This is a genomic window from Arenibacter sp. ARW7G5Y1 (genome assembly GCF_003201775.1).
GTDB lineage: Bacteria > Bacteroidota > Bacteroidia > Flavobacteriales > Flavobacteriaceae > Arenibacter.
In genome coordinates, this window is the sequence record NZ_QJJZ01000024.1 from 17,824 (window position 1) to 39,003 (window position 21,180).

Below are 21,180 nucleotides of genomic sequence, written 5' to 3' on the forward strand. Positions count from 1 at the left end.
AGGGTTGCTTAAGGAAGGTAATGCTTAAAATTGATACATGAAACTTCAAACACAGGTACCTTTAAAACAAGCTGAAAATCAAATTGATTATGCTAGTCGGCTTATAGTACTTGGGTCCTGTTTTGCCAACAATATAGGAGACAAGCTGGCTTTCTATAAATTCCAAACACTACAAAATCCTTTTGGAATTTTATTTCACCCTTTGGCTATTGAAAACTTGATTTCCAGGGCCATTCATCAGAAACATTACTTAGGGGAGGAGGTTTTTTTTTTAAATGAGCGCTGGCAGTGTTATGATGCGCATTCGGATTTGTCCTCTGTTACAAAGGAAGAATTGCTCGGTAGCCTAAACTCGGGTTTATTGGAAACCAAATTATGGATAGCCAAGGCTTCCCATATCTTTGTAACTTTAGGGACGGCTTGGACCTATCAATTGAAGGAGAGTGGAAAGGAAGTGGCCAATTGCCATAAGGTTCCTCAGATGGCCTTTCAGAAACAACTACTCTCAATAGAAAAAATCAATCAAAGTCTAGAGGCAATTGTACATCAAATTCGGTCCATAAATTCCTTGGCCAAGATTGTTTTTACGGTTTCCCCGGTGCGACACTTAAAGGATGGTTTTGTAGAAAATCAACAAAGTAAGGCACATTTGATTAGCGCGGTTCACCAAATAATAAAAGCAGGGAATGCCTTGTATTTCCCGAGTTATGAACTAATGATGGATGAACTTAGGGATTATCGGTTTTATGAAACGGATATGATTCATCCCAATGATCTGGCGATTAACTATATCTGGGAAAAATTTAAAAAGAGTTGGATGTCCGATACTTCCTATAAGACTATGGATGAAGTGGCCGCTATTCAAAAAGGATTAAATCACCGCCCTTTTAATCTAGAATCGGAAAAGCATCAAAAATTTCTACGACATCTTAAAGAAAGGATGATTTTGCTTCAAGAGCAGTATCCTTTTATGAAATTCTGACTAAAATAAGGCAATTGCCCTATGGTTTTGTATTCTGTTTTATTGGAGTTTTGAGGCAAATAATTTAAACCTTAAACTTCATGAAATCAAAATTTAATTTTTTACACCTTACGATTTTTCTTTTTGTTATAACCGCTGTGCAAGCACAACAATTGGGTGAATTTAAACCAAAAAATGATGGTTTTAAATCCAATAAAATTGGTGATGGACCAAAGAAAATCTATATCTCGAGCTTTACTATAAATTTTGAAATTTATAAGGAGGCGGTCGATGAAAAAAAAGCCGGTGGATTTGGACGAAGTATTAAAAACGCTTCCAAAGCAAAAGCGGCCGTTGGATTGGCGTCTTTGGACAAAGAGGCCATTCAGGCAAAAGCGGATCAATTATATACTGAGTTTATAGCGGATTTTAAAAATAAGGGATATGAGCTAATAACAAGTGAAGAAGCCGGTAAAACCGACACCTATAAGGGCTGGGAAAAGGCTGTTGGTCCAATGCTTTTTGAAACCGATATGACAGGGATTATTGCGGTTGTACCTACAGATTACTCTTATTATTATAAAGATAGAAATGCATTCTCTTCCAAATTGGGAGGATTTGATAAAACAGCTCAAAATTTGTCCAGTGAATTGGATGATGCCTTAATAGCCGATGTTTCATTGGTTTATGTTTTTTCTTCCTTGGGGACAGATTGGAATATAGGCAATCAGGCCAAAGTAAAGCTTTTTGTGGATTATAGATTAGCCGATACCTATACCGTAACGGATGAAAAAACTTCAGCAGGATTAACAAGCATGTTCGACAAATCCAAACAAGCGGTCGGACTTTCCAGTTATGTGAATTTTACACGTGGAAAATTGAAAATTGGTGGGAGTCCAGAATCTCAATACTTAGGAAGTATGAAATCTGATTTGGAAATTGATGGCGTTATGAAGAAAGAAAAGATTGCCGCCTATTCCACTCAAACCCAGGCAACGGCTACATTACTGAATCCGATAGTTTCTATTCGAGGTGATAATTATAGCGAAACCACCAAATGGCTCCAGCCTGATGGAGGCAAATATGCAGAAGGAATATATTTGGCAGGTAAAAAACTACTTGAATATCATACCAGCGAAATACTTGGCAAGTAATCATAATTATTGATTGGGGGCTATCTCAGGAAAAGGTCCTAATTGTAGCCCTATTTAATGCTCAAGATAATTTGTCTTTTTTGGCCTTCATACCTTAATAAATAGTTTGAAAAGTTTGCACCCGTCCTGACATTTTTTCTTCATTCAAAATAGTCAGGATGGGTTCTGTATTTAAAGCCGAAAGTATGCCTATTTCAATTTTGATAGTTCTTGCTACCTTGGCCATCGCTTTTGGTGTAATGTTGTATTTTAAAAATAAAAACAATGCACTGGACAATGCCCATAGAGATCTTGTAGGATATTATCAGGAATGTATAGAGAACCATCGTGTTGCTTCTGCCGCCAGGGAAAATGGATTAAATAGCTATAGTTTTATAACGTATAATTTAAAAGAATCATTGCTAGATCAAAGTATAGTATAAATTAGAAATTTTCACGATAATTGTACTAATGAAAAGGCAAGGTCTAATTTTTTTGTTAGCAGTTCTAACGATATTAAAATGTTATGCTCAGCAAAAAAAGCTGGACAGCCTTTTAGGGGTTTCAAAAACTCAAAATGGAGAACTCCTGGTTGGCACTTTAAACGAGATTTCCTGGCAATATAGAAACATACAATTGGATAGTGCTTTGGTTTATGCAAAGGCGGCGCTATCGGAAGCAAAAAAAACGAAACAAGATAAACTTTATGCATCTGTGTATAATTCTATGGCCAGTGCTTATCAGGCCAAAGCAGATTACGATAGTGCCATTTATTTCCACTCCAAAAGTCTTTCTATCAATTATTTAAAGGCAGATAGTATTGGCTTGGCCGATACCTATAATAATTTAGGGATTATAGAGGATGAGCGGGGAAATTTTAAAACTTCACTTGGGCATTATTTTAAGGCGTTGAGGATTTATGGAAATAATACTACTGATCCGGACCTACTGCCAATGGTATTGAGCAATATTGGCATCGTTTATAAAAAGCAGGGAGAATATGCTATGGTGTTGGACTATTACCAACAAGCACTTGAATTATATAAGAAAAGTAAGAATACATTTGGGATTACGGTTACTACCGGGAATATAGGTTCGGTAATGCTGCGTTTAAAAAAATTTGACAACGCTATAAGTTATGCACTTGATGCTGCCGAAGGATATAAAAAATTAGGGTACCATAGATATGTGCCGTATATGTTGAACAATGTTGCCGTAGCGGAAGATAGTTTGGGCCAACATGGGAAAGCCGAAAAAACCTATTTGGAGGCTATGGATATGTTTACTTCAGATAATAATGAATATGAACTAACCAATACTAGGATAGGTTTTGCCAAAAACCAATTGGGTTTTAAAAGATATGATGTTGCAATGGCTCAATTGGATAAGGCTTTGGAAGTAGCCCGACAGAAGGATTTTAAAGAATTCGAGGTCAATGCACTACAATTACTATCGGAAGCCTATTATGATAAAGGGGATAGTGATCTGGCCTATACCACTAGTCAAGCGTTTAATAATAAAAAAGATAGTTTGTTTCAGATTGCCAAAACCAAGGCAATGTTTGAGTTGGAGGCAAAATATCAGGCAGAAAAGAAAGAGAAGGAATTGTCTGAACAGCAATTGCAATTGACACAAAACAAAATAGAGATCGACAAAAAGAACAATCTAATTTATGGTCTACTTTCCTTGGCTTTTTTATTGGGATTGATTGGTTATCTTTTTTACGGGCAACAGCGATTGAAGAACAGGCAATTATTAAAGGAAAACGAATTAAAAACAGCTTTGGTTCATATAGAGACCCAAAATAGATTACAGGATCAAAGGTTGAGAATATCAAGGGACTTACATGATAATATTGGCAGTCAATTAACCTTTATTATCTCATCAATAGATACCTTAAAGTATGGTTTAACCGCTGGAGAGGGTAAAATAAAAAACAAATTAAGTGAAATTGGGATGTTCACCAAAACCACGATTAATGAATTGCGCGATACGATCTGGGCAATGAACAAAGAGAACATCACTTTTGATGACTTACAATATCGGTTGAACATCTTTATGGCAACCGTAACCAGAGCATCAGAACATATAAAATTTAATTTTACGGTAGATTCGGATATAGACCCAACCTATTCCTTTACTGCCGAAGAAGGGGTAAATCTATACCGAATCATTCAAGAGGCTGTTAATAACGCCCTAAAATACGCTTTTGCAAATAGTGAAGAATTAGAACATACTATGGAGGTTAGCATTCATAAAACAATGGATTATTTTCATGTAGAAGTAACCGATAATGGCGTAGGTTTTGAACTTTCCGAAGTTACGTTGGGCAATGGCCTGTCCAATATGCAAAAAAGAGCTAAGGATTTAAATAGTGAATTAAAATTGACTTCAATGTTGGGCCAAGGAACTTCAATTGTTTTTAATATCCCTGTTAGAGATTAGAAAATGAAAATTAAAATTAAAATAGCTATTGTAGATGATAGTTCTTTTCTGTTAAAAGCAGTAGAGGATAAGCTTGCTTTTTTTGAGGCTATAGTGGTGAAATGGAAAGCGGTCAACGGATTGCAATGCTTGGAAAAACTGGAAGAAAATCCCCATTTGGATCTGATCTTGATGGATATAGAAATGCCTATTTTAGATGGTATTGAGACTACCGAAAGAATAAAGACGAGATACCCCCAGATTAAAATTGTTATGCTGACGGTTTTTGATAATGATGAGAATATTTTTAATGCTATAAAAGTAGGGGCTGATGGGTATTTGCTAAAAGATGTTGACCCAGATACCTTATACAAAGGAATTTTGGACACATTAAATGGAGGAGCGGCCATGACTCCTTCAGTAGCACTAAGAACCCTTAAATTACTTAGAAACCCAATAGCTTTGCAAAATATTGCGACCCAGGAAGAAGTCTTCCTGACAAACCGTGAGGTGGAAGTTTTGGAGCAATTGGGCAAAGGCCTTAGTTATACTAAAATTGCAGAAAATCTTTTTTTATCACCCAGTACCGTTCGAAAGCACATAGAAAACATATATGTAAAACTTCAAGTGCATAATAAATTGGAAGCGGTAGAAAAAGCAAAACGCAATAATCTTATTTAAAAATTAGCATTATAATTCTTGATTATAACATATATTTAATGATATGAAAAGGTTTTTTGTTGGTGTTATATTTACGTTGGCTATTGTTTTAATTTTTCGTTCCTGTTCGGAGGAGAAAGAAAAGAAATCCATTTTAAAGGAGAATTCAATGCTTATTCAGGAACAGATCAATAACGTTTCCAAATTGATCGTTACCGAAGGACACTTTGCCGAAGTGTATAATTATAAAGATTCCCAACAATTATTTGGTGCTTTGATTACTGCCGATAAAAAAGCATTGGTGGTGGTCAATGCCGAGGTGACCGTAGCCTATGACCTAAGTCTAATAAAATTTGACATCGACGAGACAACCAAGACCCTACGGATAATAAGTATCCCGGAACCGGAAATTAATATAAACCCCGATTTTGAATATTATGATGTTACTTCGGATTATTTAAACCAGTTCAATGCAGAGGATTACAACAAAATTAAACGGAATGTTAATGCGTCCCTCCTGAAAAAAATTGAGGCCTCAACCTTAAAGTCCAATGCCCAGAACCGACTTCTAAGTGAGCTGTCCAAATTTTTGGTACTTACCAATTCCATGGGTTGGACACTGACCTATGGGGATAGGAACATCCAAAATTTTGAAGAATTAAAGTTGCTGGATTAAAAAACTGCCCATATGGGCAACTCCTCCCTTACTTTACAAAGACATTGGCCCACTTAATATAGTTGTCCCAATCGTAGTCGGTAACATCGTGCTTGCCGGTGCGGATGTGGTAGGAGACGGTATTATGGATGGGTTCGTTTACCTTGGGCATTTCCATGGTTTCTATTCCTTTTTTGCCGTATAGGTTGTAAACTTGTGTTGCATAATGTGCGGAAAGGAATTCGCCCCTGGGGTCGGCCCATTGGTCACCTTCTGCACTGGCTACATAGAGCGGCCTTGGTGCAATAAGCGATAAAAGTTGGTGTTGGTCTATGGGCAAGGCCTCTTCATTGTTGCCGTACTGGTTAAAATTGTCACAAAACCAGTGTGGAAACCTTTCATTTATGACCGCTAAGGTCTCTCCAAATTTGCGTTTGGAAAGAGTGGCACCCCCACAGCCTGAGTTGTTGGAAATTACCCCGGCAAACCTTTGGTCCGTAGCGCCTGCCCAAAGCGATGTTTTGCCCAATCGCGAATGGCCGAAGGAAATTACTTTGGAAGCGTCTATATCATGGTCTTTTTCAAAATAATCCAATGCCCTTGCCATGCCCCAACTCCAAGCCGCAATACTGCCCCATTCAGCAGGTTTAGGTTGATTTTGGGATTTTTGGTACAATAAACTATGTACCCCGTCCGAGAAATCATTTCTATCAGGATCCACTTCACCATAGTATATGGTAGCTAGGCCATAACCGGCATCCAATATCTTATCTACTGCCCAACGATGTGTTCTTTTGCCTCGGGACTCCTCGGTCAAGGTATTGTTTTCAATTCCGAATGATTCATTGTTATTGGCCCAAGCCGATGAAATTATTACAGCTTTATCCTCTGTGATGGTGTGATTGCCATAAAAATTATAACCCAAAAAAACAGGATTCTTTACATTATTCTTCGGGAGATAAATCAAAATGGTATAACGTAAGGTTTTGCCATTGTTCTTAAAAGTAAGTTCTACTTGCTTGCGCTTGGCTTTTCCGTTTAAGGCGTTGTCGTCCTGTTCTAAAATGGTATAGGAATCTATCTTAAGGGATTTTGGAATCTTGCCGTAAACGTTGTTTTCAAAAAATTGAAGTAGCTCCGGCCGTCTTATTTTTTCCCATTCTTTAACCGATTTTATTTTTTCCCCATTAAAGGTTAGTAACGGATCCGGGATCTCAAAGGAAGGGACCATACTTTCGTCATAATTGGTTTGGGATTGCGCTGTATACATGGATAAAACAAAAAGGGAACACACAAAACAAGTTAAAAGCTTCATTTCAGATCTATTAAGGGTAGGGGCATAAATATAGGGAATCCAAATGAAAATTAGGTACAAGGTTATACTACCAAACTTTTGTCAACCAATTCCAGACCGTCATCTATTAGGTGGCCAAGTTGAGGTTTTTGGTGTTTAAGGGCTTCCAAATACGATTTCAGTTCTTTGGCAAAATTTACATCGTCATTATTTTTTGCCAATTCGTACAATTCTACAGCAAGCAGCCAATCTTCTGGGTGGTTGGCTTTTATTTCCTGAAAAACTTTGTTTCTAGAGATGGTTACGTTTTTACCTTCCCTGAATTCCCTGACTTGCTTGTATAATTGTTCCAACTGTTTCCTTTGGTTCGTTTTGACCGATTTTATGGTGGTGTCCGTTACCTTATGTGTAATTAGGTCAAAGCTCTTTAAATCCGCGGGGCCATTGAATACGGAAACAATATTCTCGCCTACAGCCATATGGTAAAGGCCTTGGTCCCGATGAAAAAGTGTTTTTTCATTGTGGGTAACCGTACAATTTGCCAAGGTAATCAGTATAATTTCACCTTTTAGGTTTCTGGTGCCCGTAATAATTTCCCCGGAAACTTTTATGTCACCTACAAATTCAAGGGAGACCACTTCACCTTCATAGATATTATAGGCTTTTAAATCGCGGGGGCTCATATCCTCTATGGCGAGATTTATGCCTTTCAATTTTCCAATGGGCGAACCAAATCCGTTTGAATGTTGCTTAATGCCGTGACCTATCAATTCCTTTTCACGGTAGGCAAGGGCCGTATTGCCTTTGGTTTGCATATAAACCGGTTTTCCATCTTGGGCAATTACACTTTTAAAATTTCCTGATATTTGGAGACCGGTGCTTAGTTCCACTGTTCCCAAATCCTTGGAATTTATGAGTTTTTCCAAGCCACTTAGGCCACCTTGCCTCAAGGACATGGTGTTGGCAAATTCCTCCAGCACCTGGTTCAGATAGGCAAAGTCCGGAGTAACGAATAATTGGGGCTGCGGTTGTGTAATGTCAAAGGAAGTATGTGCTGCTTCTAAAGAATAGGGTATTTTTTTAACCTTGTCCGTCATGCACCAAGCACTTTCCCCGATAGAGGATAGTAAACCGGCCCCGTAAATTTTTGGTTGCTCCACGGTGCCGATCAACCCGTATTCCACGGTCCACCAATGAAGGTTTCGTATCAGGGCCATTTCACTGGGTTCCCCCATATTCAATTGCAGGTCTTCAATTTTCTTTTGGGCCTTGTCTATGTCTTCTATAGGGGTGCCTTCGGCTTCCTTTATAATGGACAGATGTCTTACGGCTTCGTATAGTTCGTAATCCTTGGCACTGGAAATGGCCTTGGATCCTATCTCCCCAAACCTGCGCAGGTATTCCGCATATTCGGGATTGGCTATGATGGGGGCGTGACCCGCCCCTTCATGTATAATATCGGGTGCAGGGGTATATTCAATATGTTCCAATTGCCGAATATCAGAGGCTATGACCAACACATTGTAGGCTTGAAATTCCATAAAGGCGGAAGGGGGAATAAAGCCATCCACGGCCACGGCCGCCCACCCTATTTCTTTCAAAATACGGTTCATTCCGTACATATTGGGGATATAATCTATGGAAATCCCTGTTTTGTTTAGCCCTTCCAAATAACTTTTATGGGCCACCTTACTTAAATAATCTACATTTTTTCGCATTACGTAACGCCATACCGCCTGATCTATGGGGGAATAATCCTCATAATTCTGCGGTTTTATATACTGCTTCAAATGCTTGGGAAGCTTATCTAGAATGTAGTTGCTTTCAAAAGACATAGATGTTGTTTTATTCCTATTAAAGATACAAAAAGCACCTATGGTCGCAAAGGGCGACCTTCTATTATTATATAGTTGGATGTAGTAATTGGTTGCTTGAAAAATGGGTTAATGGTAGATAACACTATGGGCAATGAAATTTTTGGGATGGATATAAAAAACCCCCTTTTGACTATAAGGGGGATTTTTAGGGTAATTTATGCTAAATATTATCTAAAGATGCTTTAGGCAATGGGTGTTTTATCTACAGAATATTTAATTTGAAGCAGATCCGGGAGGATAGGCTTCCAATATTTCAGAAACGAATTCTTGTATCCTTTTCTCTTTCTTTTCCATATTCCTTATGTTGTTCAAGGTGCCAACGCCCCTTCCTTGCCAAACCAGTTCCTTGTTCTTGGCGTCGATGATGTCAATATATAAAGAGCCTTCTGTCCTCGTGCTAACATTGTTTCCTCCGTAATATGGAGATCCCCAGTAGAATGGAGACCAGCCCCAGCCATAATAGCCCGCACCCCAATAGTTGTTGTATACGTCTACCTGTTGTTTCTCTTTGGTAAATATGCTCAATAAAATATCAGGGTTTTCAGATTTCACAAAACCTCGAGAACTCATTTCATCATCTATGGCATGTAATATTCTCTTTTTATCCAAATCCGATATTTGGGCCTTGTCTATACCAGTCTTGTAAAAGGCATAGGTTTTAAACGAATTAAAATTTGCTTCTTTATCGTAATCCGATAATACGCGTACCGATGTACAGGAACTGGCAAAGAGCAGCACCAAGACCGGAACGACTAAAGATTTAATTTTTTTCATAGCTTTAATATTTGAATTAGTACTTGTGATATTCAATATAATCAAACTCAAAAATCATGCCGAATACCTTATTTGTGGCGCTGTGCATTCGTTTTTTGGTTGTAGCCGTAAGGACAATGTCTGCAGCCACTTTCACAACAATACCCCCTTTTTAAATGATATTGTTTGGTGAAAACTTTGTATCCCTCCTCTGAAAGGTAAAAATCCCCTTCCTCAATTGGTATAAATTTCTTCATTGATGTAAATTTATGGGATTTCTATCAAATAATTTTAGCTGGGCTGTTAAGTGAGGGTTATTTAACAGAGTTTAGCATGCTTTTTGCACTTTAACCTATTTTGTTCGTAGTAAGCCGATTATGGAAAATATTTTGGATCGTACCCCCTTATATTTGATGAGCGCGTTATTTATCCGAATTAATGATTGTAGTATTTAAGCATTTGTTTTATAAGAATTACGTTGGACTGTCTCTCTGGCCCTTCATTATTTTAAAGAACGCTTCTTTAAAAAAGGATACCACTCTGCTTAATCATGAAAGAATACATTTAAGACAACAACGGGAATTATTAATAGTTCCTTTTTATTTGCTGTATTCGCTAGAGGGCCTTATTCGGTTTCTAATTTATTTTGACGCCTATAGAGCTTACCAAAATATCAGCTTTGAACGTGAGGCCTATGATAATGAATCCAATTTAAATTATCTACAGGAGAGAAGACCGTTTAGCTTTATTAAATATCTTTGGGCCGAAAAGCCTTCAACGTGCAGGGAATAAATCAAAAAGTAGATCTTTCTATTTTAGTTGAAAAACAAGTAGCTCTATCCGTAAAAAGAGAGGACCTGATACATCCGTTCATTTCAGGCAATAAATACCGAAAACTTAAGTACAATATTTTGGAAGCCAAACAAAGGGGCTTGGACACCATTCTTACCTTTGGAGGTGCTTATTCCAATCATATTGCTGCTACTGCCTATGCCGGAAGAATACACGGAATAAGAACCATTGGAGTAATTAGGGGTGAAGAGCTTAGTGGAAACTGGAGGCATAACCCTACGCTGTCCCAGGCATATAAACACGGGATGGGGTTTAAATTTGTTTCAAGATCTGCGTATAGGGAAAAGTCGAGTAGGGAATTTTTAGAAGTGTTAAACAAGGAATTTGGGTCAAATTATTTAATTCCCGAGGGGGGTACAAATTTGTTGGCCGTGAAAGGTTGTGAGGAAATTTTAAGCCAGGAGGATAGGGCTTTTAATGTTATATGTTCCAGTGTGGGCACAGGCGGTACCCTGGCCGGAATTATCAATTCTTCCCTTCGTAATCAGAGAATTATAGGGTTTCCCTCACTAAAAGGTGATTTTTTAAGAAAAGATATTTGTAATTTTACAACCAAAGAAAACTGGGAAATCAACACAGATTATCATTTTGGGGGTTATGCCAAGGTTTCTGAAACGCTTATAGACTTTATTAATTATTTTAAGGAAAAGACCCATATTCCTACAGATCCGGTATATACGGGAAAGCTTTTGTACGGAATTTTGGATCTTGTAAAAAATGATTATTTTAAACCTGGAACCAAAATTTTGGCCATACATAGTGGTGGTCTACAGGGGATAGCAGGAATGAATTTGGTATTAAAAAAGAAGAATCTTCGATTAATAAAAGTATGATAAAAAGAATTGCTATTACAACAATATTGGGTTTGTTCCTAGTGGGTTGTGGTGTTAAAAAGAGAACCACTTATGCCAAAAAGCCAAATCCAAGGACAACCGTTTCCACAACCAATAGGGATACCAAACCACTAAGAGAATCCCAAAGTGAGGGCGCCTATTCCCTTCCGGAGGACAATGGTAATTTTGTGAAATTTACAGTAAATTCCACGGAAGAATATATAGAAACCTTTGCGGAAATGGCCCAATTTGAAATGAAGGCATATGGAATACCAGCGAGTATCACGCTTGCCCAAGGCATATTGGAAAGTGGGGCGGGTAGAGGTGTCCTTAGTGCCAAAACCAATAATCATTTCGGAATTAAATGCCATACAGGATGGGATGGGGATTATGATTTTCATGATGACGACGCAAAAGGAGAGTGCTTTAGAAAATATAACCATCCCATGTATTCGTTTAGGGACCACAGTATATTCTTATCCACCAGGGCCAGATATGCGTTTTTGTTCAATTTGGATCATGATGATTACAAAGGATGGGCCTATGGATTAAAAGAGGCCGGTTATGCAACGGATCGTAAGTATCCGCATAAGTTGATTGCACTTATAGAGCGGTATGGATTGGATAAATATGACATGACCGTTTTAAAATCGGGCGGTATTGTAAAAAAGGAACCAAAACAATACGAACATAAAATCCATGTTGTTCAAAAGGGAGATACCCTATATTCCATTTCCAAGCGCTATTTTGTCTCCATCCCGGAATTGATGAAGTTGAACAATATGAACAATAGCAATTTGGCCGAGGGCCAGAAATTGACTGTAAAATCAGAAAAAATTAGATAATCTATGATTTATAGAAGAAGCAGTGCTTTATTTGCCGAGGCACAGCGTTATATTCCTGGAGGAGTCAATTCCCCTGTTAGGGCCTTTAAGGCCGTTGGAGGTAATCCTGTTTTTGTAAAGGAAGCCAAAGGAGCATATTTGTACGATGAGGACGGTAATCGATTAATAGATTACATTGCCTCTTGGGGGCCGTTAATTTTAGGTCATGCCTATGCTCCGGTAATAGACGCGGTAATTGAGAAAGCAAAAAAGGGAACATCTTTTGGAATGCCAACGGAAATAGAGACCCAATTGGCCAAGCTTGCAGTTTCCATGGTGCCCAATATTGATAAGATCCGTTTTGTTAACAGTGGTACGGAAGCCTGCATGAGTGCCGTGCGTTTGGCCAGGGGGTTTACAGGTAAGGATAAAATAATAAAATTCGCGGGATGTTATCACGGACATTCCGATTCGTTTTTAATTCAGGCGGGTAGTGGTGCGGTTACCTTTGGTAGTCCCAATAGCCCAGGAGTTACGAAGGGAACTGCAAAGGATACCCTTTTGGCGACCTATAACAATCTGGAAAGTGTTAAGGCCCTGACCACTGCGAATAAAGGAGAAATTGCTGCTATTATCATTGAGCCTATAGCTGGGAATATGGGTTGTATTATTCCTGACGAAATCTTTATAAAGGGGTTGCGCAATCTTTGTGATCAAGAGGATATACTGCTGATATTTGATGAGGTTATGACCGGATTCCGATTGGCCAAAGGGGGTGCACAGGAAGTATTGGCTGTAGATGCCGATATTGTGACTTTCGGAAAGGTAATTGGAGGAGGATTGCCTGTTGGGGCTTTTGCGGCCAGAGAGGAGATTATGGGGCATTTAGCTCCGGATGGTCCTGTGTATCAGGCGGGAACCTTAAGCGGAAACCCCTTGGCAATGAGTGCCGGACTGGCCATGTTGACCGAATTGAACAATAATCCGGAAGTTTTTAGAAGTTTGGCCGATAAGACCAAATACTTGGGGGAAGGAATGGCACAGGTATTGAACGATAATAATGTTCCTTTTCAGATGAACAGGTTTGGTTCCATGATCTCAATCCATTTTACGGAAGAACCTGTGGTAGATTTTGAATCTTCGGCCAAAGGAAACAATGCCGTTTTTAAGAAGTATTTCCACGGTATGCTAAACCAGGGGATTTATCTGCCGCCAAGTGCCTTTGAGAGTTACTTTTTAAACGATGCCCTCAGTTATGAAGATTTGGATGAGACCATCGCTGCACTATCCAATATAGTCAATGACTTACATTGATCTACAAAAGTAAGAAGGCTAAATAAGCACCATTTTGCTTATTTAGCCTTCTGTATTTTAGAAGATAATAAATTTTATTTTCTTCCGGACCTCCTAGTATCGTCTTTCATTCCCCTTCCCTTTCTATGGCCTTCGCGGTTTTTTTTCATTTTCTCCCATTTCTCATATTGCTCCTTATCCAATATTTTTTTCATCTTTTCTTTTTGGGCAATTTGATGATCCAGCATGGCGGTTTTCATAGCGTATCGTTCTTCAGAAGTTAATTTCTTCGTCTCACCGCTGTCCTTTCTAGCCTTCATTTCCTTCTTTTTCTCTGAACGCTTCAATGCATTTTCCAGGTTTAGACTTTGAATTTCCTTTTGTTGGGCATCTGTAAGGTCTAAGGACAAGGTCATCTGCTTCGTCTGCAAGGTGGCAATTTGTTCAGGAGTCATATCCTTCATATGGTTTCTGTCTCCTCTATTGCGCTCAGGTTTTTGTGCTATGGCAGTTATGCCTGCCATTAATACAATTAATACAACTAATTTTTTCATCTGTTTAATATTTTCTGTTATGTATATAGGACATGACATTAACGGATTGGTTTAATGGGAAAGTTTTTTTTAGGGCAATTTTAACAGATGGCCTTTGTGGGTATGGGGAGTATAGTTGTTATAGCGAGGAGAATTATTAATCCCAATGGATTGGTTACCGCTGTAATAGTCAATAAAAAAAAAGGGCATAAACCAAGGTTTATGCCCTTTTTGAAAATAGGTTATTGGATTTTTATTATTGTACGTTTATGAATTGATTTTCCGAATTATCGGCCAAAGCTTCATTGGTAACCGTTGATTTTTCAGTTGAGATTACGTCTTTTTTTACCTCGGTGTTGTCCGATAGTTTATTGTAAACCAAGGCGGACACCAAAAAACAAATAAAATATAGAAGACTTTTTATTTTGTAGGACATAGATTTGGGGTTTTTTATAACACCTCTAAGATATATAATCTATTGTCTCAAAAATGATGAATGTTGTGAAACCCTTTTATAATTGTTGTAAAAATATCATTTAATGTGGTCAGGAATATGCCAATAAGGAATAAGAGGGGCTATTCTTGAATGTTCTCCAGTTTGGCAACCTTAGTGTCAATATCCAGATCATCGGCCTGTAGATGTATAACTTCAGCTGAATCCCGATTGGTATTATTGTTATATTCAGGCTCCAAGGCATAGTAAAGCACAGCCGAGGCTAAAAAACCAACAAAATATAATAAGCTTTTAATTTTATAAGACATAATTTGGGGGGTGTTAATAATGGTCTCAAAGTAGGAAAAATATTAAATGCTAGGAAATAAATATTGTTAAATTTTACATTTTATCGTTAAAAGGTATCCATTCAACGGAAAAATCAGGAATTTAGGTATTTATAAAGGGCTATGGAGAAAGATAGCCCTTTTCATTTATATACAAAGTTGATATTCATAATATTAATGGTAGCCCTCAATTTATGATGAATCTAACTGTTGGGGTTTAAAATGAGTTCTATCTGTTCCACGGCATCCTGTAAATGATACTTGCTCATAGGGTCCGTTGTTCTATTGATTGCACTTTTTAGGTCTTTTCTAAGAATATTCAATTCCGCTCTTGCAATGGAGCGTATATCGGATTGACTGGTATTGATCGGGGTGGATTTTTGATATCCACCCGAATTTCCTTTTTTGGAATTATCTTCAGTGGTCATCAGATAGGCCAATCTTTCAATGTGCGCTTTTTGAAGATTTCTTCTATAGGTATCAATTGTTCTCCCATTTCGTGTTTCGGACCATAACCCTTTTCTTAAGTCACCCATCATTTCCAGTATGGAATATGCGTCTTTGCCATTAGCAGTTTCGTTCTCAATCAATCTGGCCAATTTGCCCAGACTCAAAATATTGTCCAGCGTTCTAACTTGTAGGTTTCTTATGCGCTCCACGGAACCCGAATACTCTATTTTATTAAATATGTTTGGGACGATCAACCAATGAGGGGTTTGAAATAATTGTTCCTGCACAAATAGCAAACAATTTTTTTGATGCTCCCTATCTACGGGAGTATATACAGCTCCTTCCTGATCATAGGTCTTATACTGTTCATAAACACCACCAATATTATTGCTGACATGGCCCATGTACCTGTTAAATTGTGCAATTACCTGCCCGTACATGGTGCTTAGATCATCGTAATCCTTGCCTTTTTCCGCGGTCCATTCAATGAGTTTTGGAGTTATTCTTTTCAAATTTTCAATACCATAGGCACTAGCTTTTATGGCATCGTCCCCCAAATCCTCGGTTTGGGAACTTGGATCAACAACATCGCCTACCTGCTGGTGGCCAAAGCGGTATAGTGGGTCGCCCGAATGTTTTAGGATCCAGCTATCCAGAATCTCCTTTTCCTCCTTGGCGGATTTGTCCAATATGGGGCGATATCCCCAACCAATGGCGTATTTGTCATATACCCCAATCTCTGGCATTAGGGCCACACCCTCATCTCCGGGTTGGGCAATATAGTTAAATCTGGCGTAGTCCATTATGGAGGGTGCCGTACCATATTTTTGGGTAAAGGTAGCAGAGCGGAGCGAATCAACAGGATAGGCTATACTACTTCCCATATTGTGGGGCAGTCCCAACGTATGTCCAACTTCGTGCGAGGACACAAATCGGATTAAGCGGCCCATAACCTCTTCTTTAAAAGCAACGCCCCTGGCATCGGGGTTAATGGCAGCCGTTTGTACAAAAAACCAATTTCTTAACAGGGTCATTACATTGTGGTACCAGTTAATATCGGATTCCAATATTTCACCGGTCCTTGGGTCGCTTACATGTGGTCCGTTGGCATTGGGAATTGGTGATGCCAGATAGCGAACTACAGAATAACGCACATCCTCAGGGGACCATTCAGGGTCTTCTTCCGGGGTGGGGGGATCTTTGGCCAAAATAGCATTTTTAAAGCCGGCAGCTTCAAAAGCCACCTGCCAATCCTCAATTCCCTGTTTTATAAAGGGCACCCAACTTTTGGGCGTAGCCCGGTCAACATAATAGACAATGGGTTTTTTAGGCTCTACAAGTTCTCCATTTTTAAATTTTTCTATATCCTCTTCCTTCACCTCAAGTCGCCAACGATCAAGAAAACGCACGGTCTTACTTTCCTGTGCATTCAAGCCATAATCTACCTGGCCACGGGCAAACCAACCCACACGCTTATCAAAATATCTCCGTTTCATGGGTTCCTCCGGCAGTAAAATCATGGAATTATTTATTTCAATAGAAATGGATCCCAAACTTCCATTGGAAGGAGGATTGCCTGCCACATAGGTCTTTACATGTCTTGCCTCGATATTCAAGGGGTAACTTTTTAAGGAACTGATATAACTTCTGGATTCATCCAAACGCGACACCTTGTATTCTTTCCTATAATAATCTGGCATGCCCAGGGCATTTACATCTTTTTCAAATAGATCGTTTACCTGGATTACCGTAGCGGGATTCAGACTGTCTTTTTTAAAAGCCTTTATATTGAATGAATACAGTACGGGTTCAAAATTGGAATTTACCACGGCTTCACTTACCGGTAGTGAATCCGCAGCCACAATATCATAGCTTACTACTCTAAGTAAGACCTTTTTTGGCAATTTTTCCCATCTAAGGACCTTGGTGTTTATTTTCCCCCCTCCGAAGCCAATGCCTGTAGCTGTTTTGGCAATTCTACTGACCATTAGCATTTCCTTGTTAAATAGAGAGTCCGGTATTTCATAGAAATGATTGTCATCAACTATATGTACATCAAAAAGGCCTTTGTCCGTCTTTGCTTCTTTGGTGATTACCTTTTCGTAGGATTCTATTTCTCCTTTTTTAGATTTTTCCTTGGTGTCGGATGTTTCGGATTTTTTGTTTTTCTTTTTAAATATTTGTGCCTCCGTGGTATGGAAACATCCAATAAGTAAAAATGTAAATAACACTTTCGCGAGTAAATTTTTAATCATATTTCAGGCTGCTTTTGTAATCTTTCAAAGAACTAAAAATAATTTAAATTTTGGAAGTAGGTTTGGATTATTGTCCAATTACAAAATAATTAACGAAAATGTGAGTTTTTATGGAATCTAGGGCCCGGATTCTTGCATTATATCGGTCCAAAGAAAAAAATTACAAACAATCTGTAACATTTTTACAGTTTACAAGTCTATTTGAATAGAGAATTTCTTTTTATAGTTTATTTGAATTAAGCATGTGTAAAGTCTTTGTGGGAACAAAGACTTTACTTTTTTGATGTCTTTCCGATGCTGAAAAATCAAAAGAGTAGGGGAATTACAAATTGGAACAAAAGGATCAGTAATACCACAGAAATAAGGTTAAGAACTATTCCTACCCTTGCCATTTGATATACCTTTATATAACCACTGGCAAAAACAATGGCATTGGGAGGTGTGGCCATGGGCAACATAAAGGCGCAGCTACTGGCTATGGTCGCAGGAATCAGTAAATAGAGTATAGGAACCTCTAGACCTATCGCTATTCCCGCGACTACTGGAGCAAGTACTGCAACCAAGGCTACATTGCTCATTAGTTCTGTCATGAAGAGCATCAGCAGTATTAACAAGGATGCCGTAAATAATATACTTATTTCGCTAGTGGAAATGGCGTTTGCCACCATATCTACAATACCACTTGTAGACATACCTTCCGCTAAGGCCAGTCCACCGCCAAATAATATCAGAATTCCCCAGGCCAATTTTTCAGTATCGCTCCAGCCTATTATAAATTCCCCTTTTTTAAGGTTAAAGGGAATGGCAAAAAGGGAAACGGCGGCTATCATACTTATGATAGTGTCCGATAGTCCCAGGGACGGGAATATACCGTTGATCAATGTTCTAAAAATCCATAGGAAAACCGTTATTCCAAAGATGGTGAGTACCATTTTTTCTTTTCGGCTCATTGGCCCCAATTTTTTTAATTCTTCCTGAATAATCTGTTTGGAACCTGTAAATTTTAATTGCTTATTGGGAAAAAACCACTTTACCAGGACCAGATAACAAATGGTTACCAAGAGAATTGAAAATGGTAACCCAATAAGCATCCATTTAAGAAAAGAGATTTCAATGTTGTATTCATTTTCCAGCAAGCCAATTAAAATTGAATTGGGAGGGGTGCCAATAACGGTGGCAATTCCCCCTGCGTTTGCAGAAAACGCGATTCCCAACATTACATTGAGGGCAAAGTTGCGATCATCCTTGGTAAAGCCGTCCGCGTCGTTGATCAAAAGACCAATTACAGACATGGCAATTGGAAGCATAACAACCGTACTGGCCGTATTGCTTATCCACATACTTAAAGCAGCTGTAGCTATCATAAATCCCAGGATTACCTTGTTCGGTGTTGTTCCGGTAATTCTAATGATGTTAAGGGCAATGCGTTTATGTAAATTTACTTTTTCTAGGGCCAAGGCCATCACAAATCCTCCAAAAAACAAAAAAATGATGGGACTCCCATAATTGGCTCCTACCTCGCTAATGGGCATAATCTTTAAAAGGGGAAACAAAATAAGGGGCAACAAGGCCGCTACCGAAATCGAAACAGCTTCGGTAATCCACCAAACTACCATCCAAACTGCCACCGCTATTACTGCATCGCCTTTTTCTGAGACTAGGGTATTGGGTAAATTTAAAAGAATAAAAAAAATGATGGGGCCTAATAATAATCCTAATTTCTTGCTCAAATCCATATGGGAGGTTTATGGTGTTCTAAACTAGGTTATTTCTGTCATTTATAAAAATGTAACCGATAAGTAGCTTTAGTTTTTGTGGCTTGGATTCCAATTAATTAAAAATTATCCCCAAGCTAATCAAATTTTAATTGTTGTCCACTGTACCGTAAAATATTTTAGGATGGACATTTCACCAATGTAGAGTATTTTATCCGTAATTCCGGGTTCGGCCTTCCTATAGGTAACCAAGTTGCCGTAGGACAATTGAATGAGGTGTTAGGATTCCACTGGGGGAGTCCACAAAAATTGTTTTGTGTAATAGGGCAAACGGCAAAAAAAAGGCTTAAAACAACTGCGTAGAAGATTTTCAAACCAGATTAATTTGGAATACGTTGGTACAGACATCAATATACCGTTCTCATTTCAGTATTTTAAAGTAAACCAGTATTTTACGATCAAAATAACAAGTTGGATGACAAACTAGAAAACTATGGAATCGGTAGCTATTTTAGGCAGATCGTAACCTCCATAATCAATGAACAATTCCCCTTCCTTTGGTCTGTCAACATAATCGGGTTTTTTAACAGGTGTGTTGAAGAGATAAACTGTTTGTAATTTTTTGAACCTTTTTAAATGGGCCAGATGAACCTCCTGAAAATTGGTGCCCACTAGGTTGAGTTTTCTTAAGTATTCAAGTTTTTCCAAATGTTCAATATTTTTACCTGTTATTCCGGTATTGTCCATTTTTAGTATGGTAAGGTTGGGCAAGGTGCTTATTTTCTCAAAAACGGCATCGGTGATAAGGGTCTTGCCAAGATCAAGATAAACAATTTGATTCTTGACAGGGGACAGCAAATCAAAATCCTTATCCTTAAAAGTGGGTCTGTTGATGCAGGATACGCGTATAAAATTACTGTTTTCACTTACCCGTTCCACATGGAAACCTTTTTTCTTTATGGCGGAAATAGTATCCTTGGGAACTTCGGCAACCTTGACATCAGGGTAGGTGTTATCCTTTGCCTTTGGGAAAAAGGCCTGGAACAACTCTTTTTTCAATCCCAGTTCCCCGATTTTTTTGTCAAAAGAGTTGCTGTTGGCGATCCAACTTTCAATGATGTCGATCTCTTCTTTGGAAAGTTGGGTCTTGTCCTTTGGGGGCATATGGTCCTCATGGTCCAGTGGTAGTACCAGCCTGGCGTACAAAGAACTGTTCTGGGGATCATTGGGTTCTATGACGGCACCGTTTTCACCCCCTTTAAGGATCCCATTTTCTTCCTCCAACTGCAATTCCCCCTTTTCTTTTTTGGCATTATGGCAGCTAACACATTTGTTGTTCAATATGGGCTGTACCAGGTCCGTATAGAGTACGGCCTCCTCCCAATTTTCCTCCTCTATAGTTGGCATTTCATAAACCTTGGGGCCAGCGCCCAAAAGGGATTTAATGCTGTTGGGCAGTGGTTCGATGAGGTAATCCGATCCATGGGTAATATTTCCCCCAAGATGGCCGGTGAACGAAATCAGGAATAATAGCGAGAAAGATAAAAGGACCACTGGTACCCGCTTAAGGAAGTCCATCTTCGAAGGGGCCGCCAGTCGCAAATACATCAACAGGGAAAACAAGGCGGTAACAATGCCGAACCACAAATGAAATTTTACCGTATCAAAGGAATATCCTTCGCCTTTGTAAAGAAGATAGCCGCTTATACAGGCTACGGTTGCTGAAATAAAGGCCCATTGAAACAGGAGTCCAATTATTTTGGACCATTCCTTATTCTTTCTATCATACCATTGCAATAATAGGGCGGCAATAATAAATCCTATCGGTAAATGTACTACAAGGGGGTGCAGGCGCCCTATCAATTGTTGAATAATTTCCATAGATTAT

The 21,180-nt window shown here is 38.7% G+C and carries 20 protein-coding genes; 10 read left to right on the plus strand and 10 right to left on the minus strand.

What is annotated here, in order from left to right; genetic code table 11:
• The first annotated feature begins 37 nt into the window (after window positions 1-37).
• From C7972_RS22030 to C7972_RS22055, 6 genes are all read left to right on the plus strand, one after another.
• Window positions 38-982 (plus strand): GSCFA domain-containing protein, encoded by a 945-nt coding sequence (locus C7972_RS22030; RefSeq protein ID WP_110358328.1) that lies wholly within the window; start codon window positions 38-40, stop codon window positions 980-982.
• Between the two features lie 80 nt (window positions 983-1,062).
• A complete protein-coding gene (locus tag C7972_RS22035) occupies window positions 1,063-2,115 on the plus strand; it encodes a hypothetical protein (RefSeq protein WP_110358329.1) in 1,053 nt (350 codons plus the stop codon).
• 158 nt (window positions 2,116-2,273) lie between these two features.
• Entirely contained in the window at window positions 2,274-2,537 is a 264-nt protein-coding gene (locus C7972_RS22040) for a hypothetical protein (protein ID WP_110358330.1), read from the plus strand.
• A gap of 28 nt (window positions 2,538-2,565) precedes the next feature.
• A complete protein-coding gene (locus C7972_RS22045) occupies window positions 2,566-4,539 on the plus strand; it encodes a tetratricopeptide repeat protein (RefSeq protein WP_110358331.1) in 1,974 nt (657 codons plus the stop codon).
• Between the two features lie 9 nt (window positions 4,540-4,548).
• Window positions 4,549-5,199, plus strand: a complete 651-nt coding sequence (locus C7972_RS22050) for a response regulator transcription factor (RefSeq protein WP_110358359.1) — start codon at window positions 4,549-4,551, stop codon at window positions 5,197-5,199.
• Between the two features lie 43 nt (window positions 5,200-5,242).
• On the plus strand, window positions 5,243-5,854 hold the full coding sequence (locus C7972_RS22055; RefSeq protein ID WP_110358332.1) for a DUF4230 domain-containing protein: 612 nt from the start codon (window positions 5,243-5,245) through the stop codon (window positions 5,852-5,854).
• 28 nt (window positions 5,855-5,882) lie between these two features.
• Here the strand turns inward: C7972_RS22055 and C7972_RS22060 are convergent, their stop codons facing one another.
• The 4 genes from C7972_RS22060 to C7972_RS23960 form a co-directional block, all read right to left on the minus strand.
• The gene (locus C7972_RS22060; protein WP_110358360.1) at window positions 5,883-7,148 is read right to left on the minus strand and encodes an acetylxylan esterase; all 1,266 of its coding nucleotides are present in this window, start codon (window positions 7,146-7,148) and stop codon (window positions 5,883-5,885) included.
• A gap of 62 nt (window positions 7,149-7,210) precedes the next feature.
• Window positions 7,211-8,962 (minus strand): aromatic amino acid hydroxylase, encoded by a 1,752-nt coding sequence (locus tag C7972_RS22065; RefSeq protein ID WP_110358333.1) that lies wholly within the window; start codon window positions 8,960-8,962, stop codon window positions 7,211-7,213.
• Window positions 8,963-9,217: 255 nt separating this feature from the next.
• The gene (locus C7972_RS22070) at window positions 9,218-9,778 is read right to left on the minus strand and encodes a DUF4136 domain-containing protein (RefSeq protein WP_110358334.1); all 561 of its coding nucleotides are present in this window, start codon (window positions 9,776-9,778) and stop codon (window positions 9,218-9,220) included.
• Window positions 9,779-9,846: 68 nt separating this feature from the next.
• Window positions 9,847-10,014 (minus strand): DUF5522 domain-containing protein, encoded by a 168-nt coding sequence (locus C7972_RS23960; RefSeq protein ID WP_181422967.1) that lies wholly within the window; start codon window positions 10,012-10,014, stop codon window positions 9,847-9,849.
• A 181-nt stretch (window positions 10,015-10,195) separates the two neighbouring features.
• Between C7972_RS23960 and C7972_RS22075 the strand changes: the two genes are divergently transcribed.
• From C7972_RS22075 to hemL, 4 genes are read left to right on the plus strand one after another with little or no spacing between them, the layout of a single operon-like run.
• Window positions 10,196-10,549 carry a hypothetical protein gene (locus C7972_RS22075; RefSeq protein WP_110358335.1) on the plus strand — a complete coding sequence of 118 codons (354 nt, stop codon included), beginning with the start codon at window positions 10,196-10,198 and terminating at the stop codon, window positions 10,547-10,549.
• On the plus strand, window positions 10,546-11,442 hold the full coding sequence (locus C7972_RS22080; protein WP_375334797.1) for a 1-aminocyclopropane-1-carboxylate deaminase/D-cysteine desulfhydrase: 897 nt from the start codon (window positions 10,546-10,548) through the stop codon (window positions 11,440-11,442). Before C7972_RS22075 ends, C7972_RS22080 begins: the two co-directional genes overlap by 4 nt.
• Entirely contained in the window at window positions 11,439-12,287 is an 849-nt protein-coding gene (locus C7972_RS22085) for a glucosaminidase domain-containing protein (RefSeq protein WP_110358337.1), read from the plus strand. Before C7972_RS22080 ends, C7972_RS22085 begins: the two co-directional genes overlap by 4 nt.
• Before the next feature lie 3 nt (window positions 12,288-12,290).
• Complete coding sequence (gene hemL, locus C7972_RS22090; protein WP_110358338.1) at window positions 12,291-13,580, plus strand: glutamate-1-semialdehyde 2,1-aminomutase; 1,290 nt, start codon at window positions 12,291-12,293, stop codon at window positions 13,578-13,580.
• Window positions 13,581-13,654: 74 nt separating this feature from the next.
• Here hemL and C7972_RS22095 read toward each other — a convergent pair whose 3' ends face one another.
• The 6 genes from C7972_RS22095 to C7972_RS22120 form a co-directional block, all read right to left on the minus strand.
• Window positions 13,655-14,113 carry a hypothetical protein gene (locus tag C7972_RS22095; protein ID WP_110358339.1) on the minus strand — a complete coding sequence of 153 codons (459 nt, stop codon included), beginning with the start codon at window positions 14,111-14,113 and terminating at the stop codon, window positions 13,655-13,657.
• Between the two features lie 235 nt (window positions 14,114-14,348).
• Window positions 14,349-14,528 carry a hypothetical protein gene (locus C7972_RS22100; RefSeq protein ID WP_110358340.1) on the minus strand — a complete coding sequence of 60 codons (180 nt, stop codon included), beginning with the start codon at window positions 14,526-14,528 and terminating at the stop codon, window positions 14,349-14,351.
• Window positions 14,529-14,668: 140 nt separating this feature from the next.
• Window positions 14,669-14,854, minus strand: a complete 186-nt coding sequence (locus C7972_RS22105) for a hypothetical protein (protein ID WP_110358341.1) — start codon at window positions 14,852-14,854, stop codon at window positions 14,669-14,671.
• A gap of 221 nt (window positions 14,855-15,075) precedes the next feature.
• Window positions 15,076-17,577 (minus strand): zinc-dependent metalloprotease, encoded by a 2,502-nt coding sequence (locus C7972_RS22110; RefSeq protein ID WP_110358342.1) that lies wholly within the window; start codon window positions 17,575-17,577, stop codon window positions 15,076-15,078.
• Window positions 17,578-17,882: 305 nt separating this feature from the next.
• Complete coding sequence (locus C7972_RS22115; protein ID WP_110358343.1) at window positions 17,883-19,313, minus strand: DASS family sodium-coupled anion symporter; 1,431 nt, start codon at window positions 19,311-19,313, stop codon at window positions 17,883-17,885.
• 462 nt (window positions 19,314-19,775) lie between these two features.
• Window positions 19,776-21,173 (minus strand): c-type cytochrome domain-containing protein, encoded by a 1,398-nt coding sequence (locus C7972_RS22120; RefSeq protein WP_110358344.1) that lies wholly within the window; start codon window positions 21,171-21,173, stop codon window positions 19,776-19,778.
• Window positions 21,174-21,180 lie beyond the last annotated feature (7 nt).

Bases quoted from the DNA above. Each gene is read 5' to 3' on its own strand.
- C7972_RS22110 (WP_110358342.1), bottom strand. From the start codon at position 17,577: ATGATTAAAAATTTACTCGCGAAAGTGTTATTTACATTTTTACTTATT.
- C7972_RS22115 (WP_110358343.1), bottom strand. From the start codon at position 19,313: ATGGATTTGAGCAAGAAATTAGGATTATTATTAGGCCCCATCATTTTT.
- C7972_RS22095 (WP_110358339.1), bottom strand. From the start codon at position 14,113: ATGAAAAAATTAGTTGTATTAATTGTATTAATGGCAGGCATAACTGCC.
- C7972_RS22055 (WP_110358332.1), top strand. From the start codon at position 5,243: ATGAAAAGGTTTTTTGTTGGTGTTATATTTACGTTGGCTATTGTTTTA.
- C7972_RS22040 (WP_110358330.1), top strand. From the start codon at position 2,274: ATGGGTTCTGTATTTAAAGCCGAAAGTATGCCTATTTCAATTTTGATA.
- C7972_RS22060 (WP_110358360.1), bottom strand. From the start codon at position 7,148: ATGAAGCTTTTAACTTGTTTTGTGTGTTCCCTTTTTGTTTTATCCATG.
- C7972_RS22105 (WP_110358341.1), bottom strand. From the start codon at position 14,854: ATGTCTTATAAAATTAAAAGCTTATTATATTTTGTTGGTTTTTTAGCC.
- C7972_RS22085 (WP_110358337.1), top strand. From the start codon at position 11,439: ATGATAAAAAGAATTGCTATTACAACAATATTGGGTTTGTTCCTAGTG.
- hemL (WP_110358338.1), top strand. From the start codon at position 12,291: ATGATTTATAGAAGAAGCAGTGCTTTATTTGCCGAGGCACAGCGTTAT.
- C7972_RS22070 (WP_110358334.1), bottom strand. From the start codon at position 9,778: ATGAAAAAAATTAAATCTTTAGTCGTTCCGGTCTTGGTGCTGCTCTTT.
- C7972_RS22065 (WP_110358333.1), bottom strand. From the start codon at position 8,962: ATGTCTTTTGAAAGCAACTACATTCTAGATAAGCTTCCCAAGCATTTG.
- C7972_RS22035 (WP_110358329.1), top strand. From the start codon at position 1,063: ATGAAATCAAAATTTAATTTTTTACACCTTACGATTTTTCTTTTTGTT.
- C7972_RS22120 (WP_110358344.1), bottom strand. From the start codon at position 21,173: ATGGAAATTATTCAACAATTGATAGGGCGCCTGCACCCCCTTGTAGTA.
- C7972_RS22075 (WP_110358335.1), top strand. From the start codon at position 10,196: ATGATTGTAGTATTTAAGCATTTGTTTTATAAGAATTACGTTGGACTG.
- C7972_RS22100 (WP_110358340.1), bottom strand. From the start codon at position 14,528: ATGTCCTACAAAATAAAAAGTCTTCTATATTTTATTTGTTTTTTGGTG.
- C7972_RS22045 (WP_110358331.1), top strand. From the start codon at position 2,566: ATGAAAAGGCAAGGTCTAATTTTTTTGTTAGCAGTTCTAACGATATTA.
- C7972_RS22030 (WP_110358328.1), top strand. From the start codon at position 38: ATGAAACTTCAAACACAGGTACCTTTAAAACAAGCTGAAAATCAAATT.
- C7972_RS23960 (WP_181422967.1), bottom strand. From the start codon at position 10,014: ATGAAGAAATTTATACCAATTGAGGAAGGGGATTTTTACCTTTCAGAG.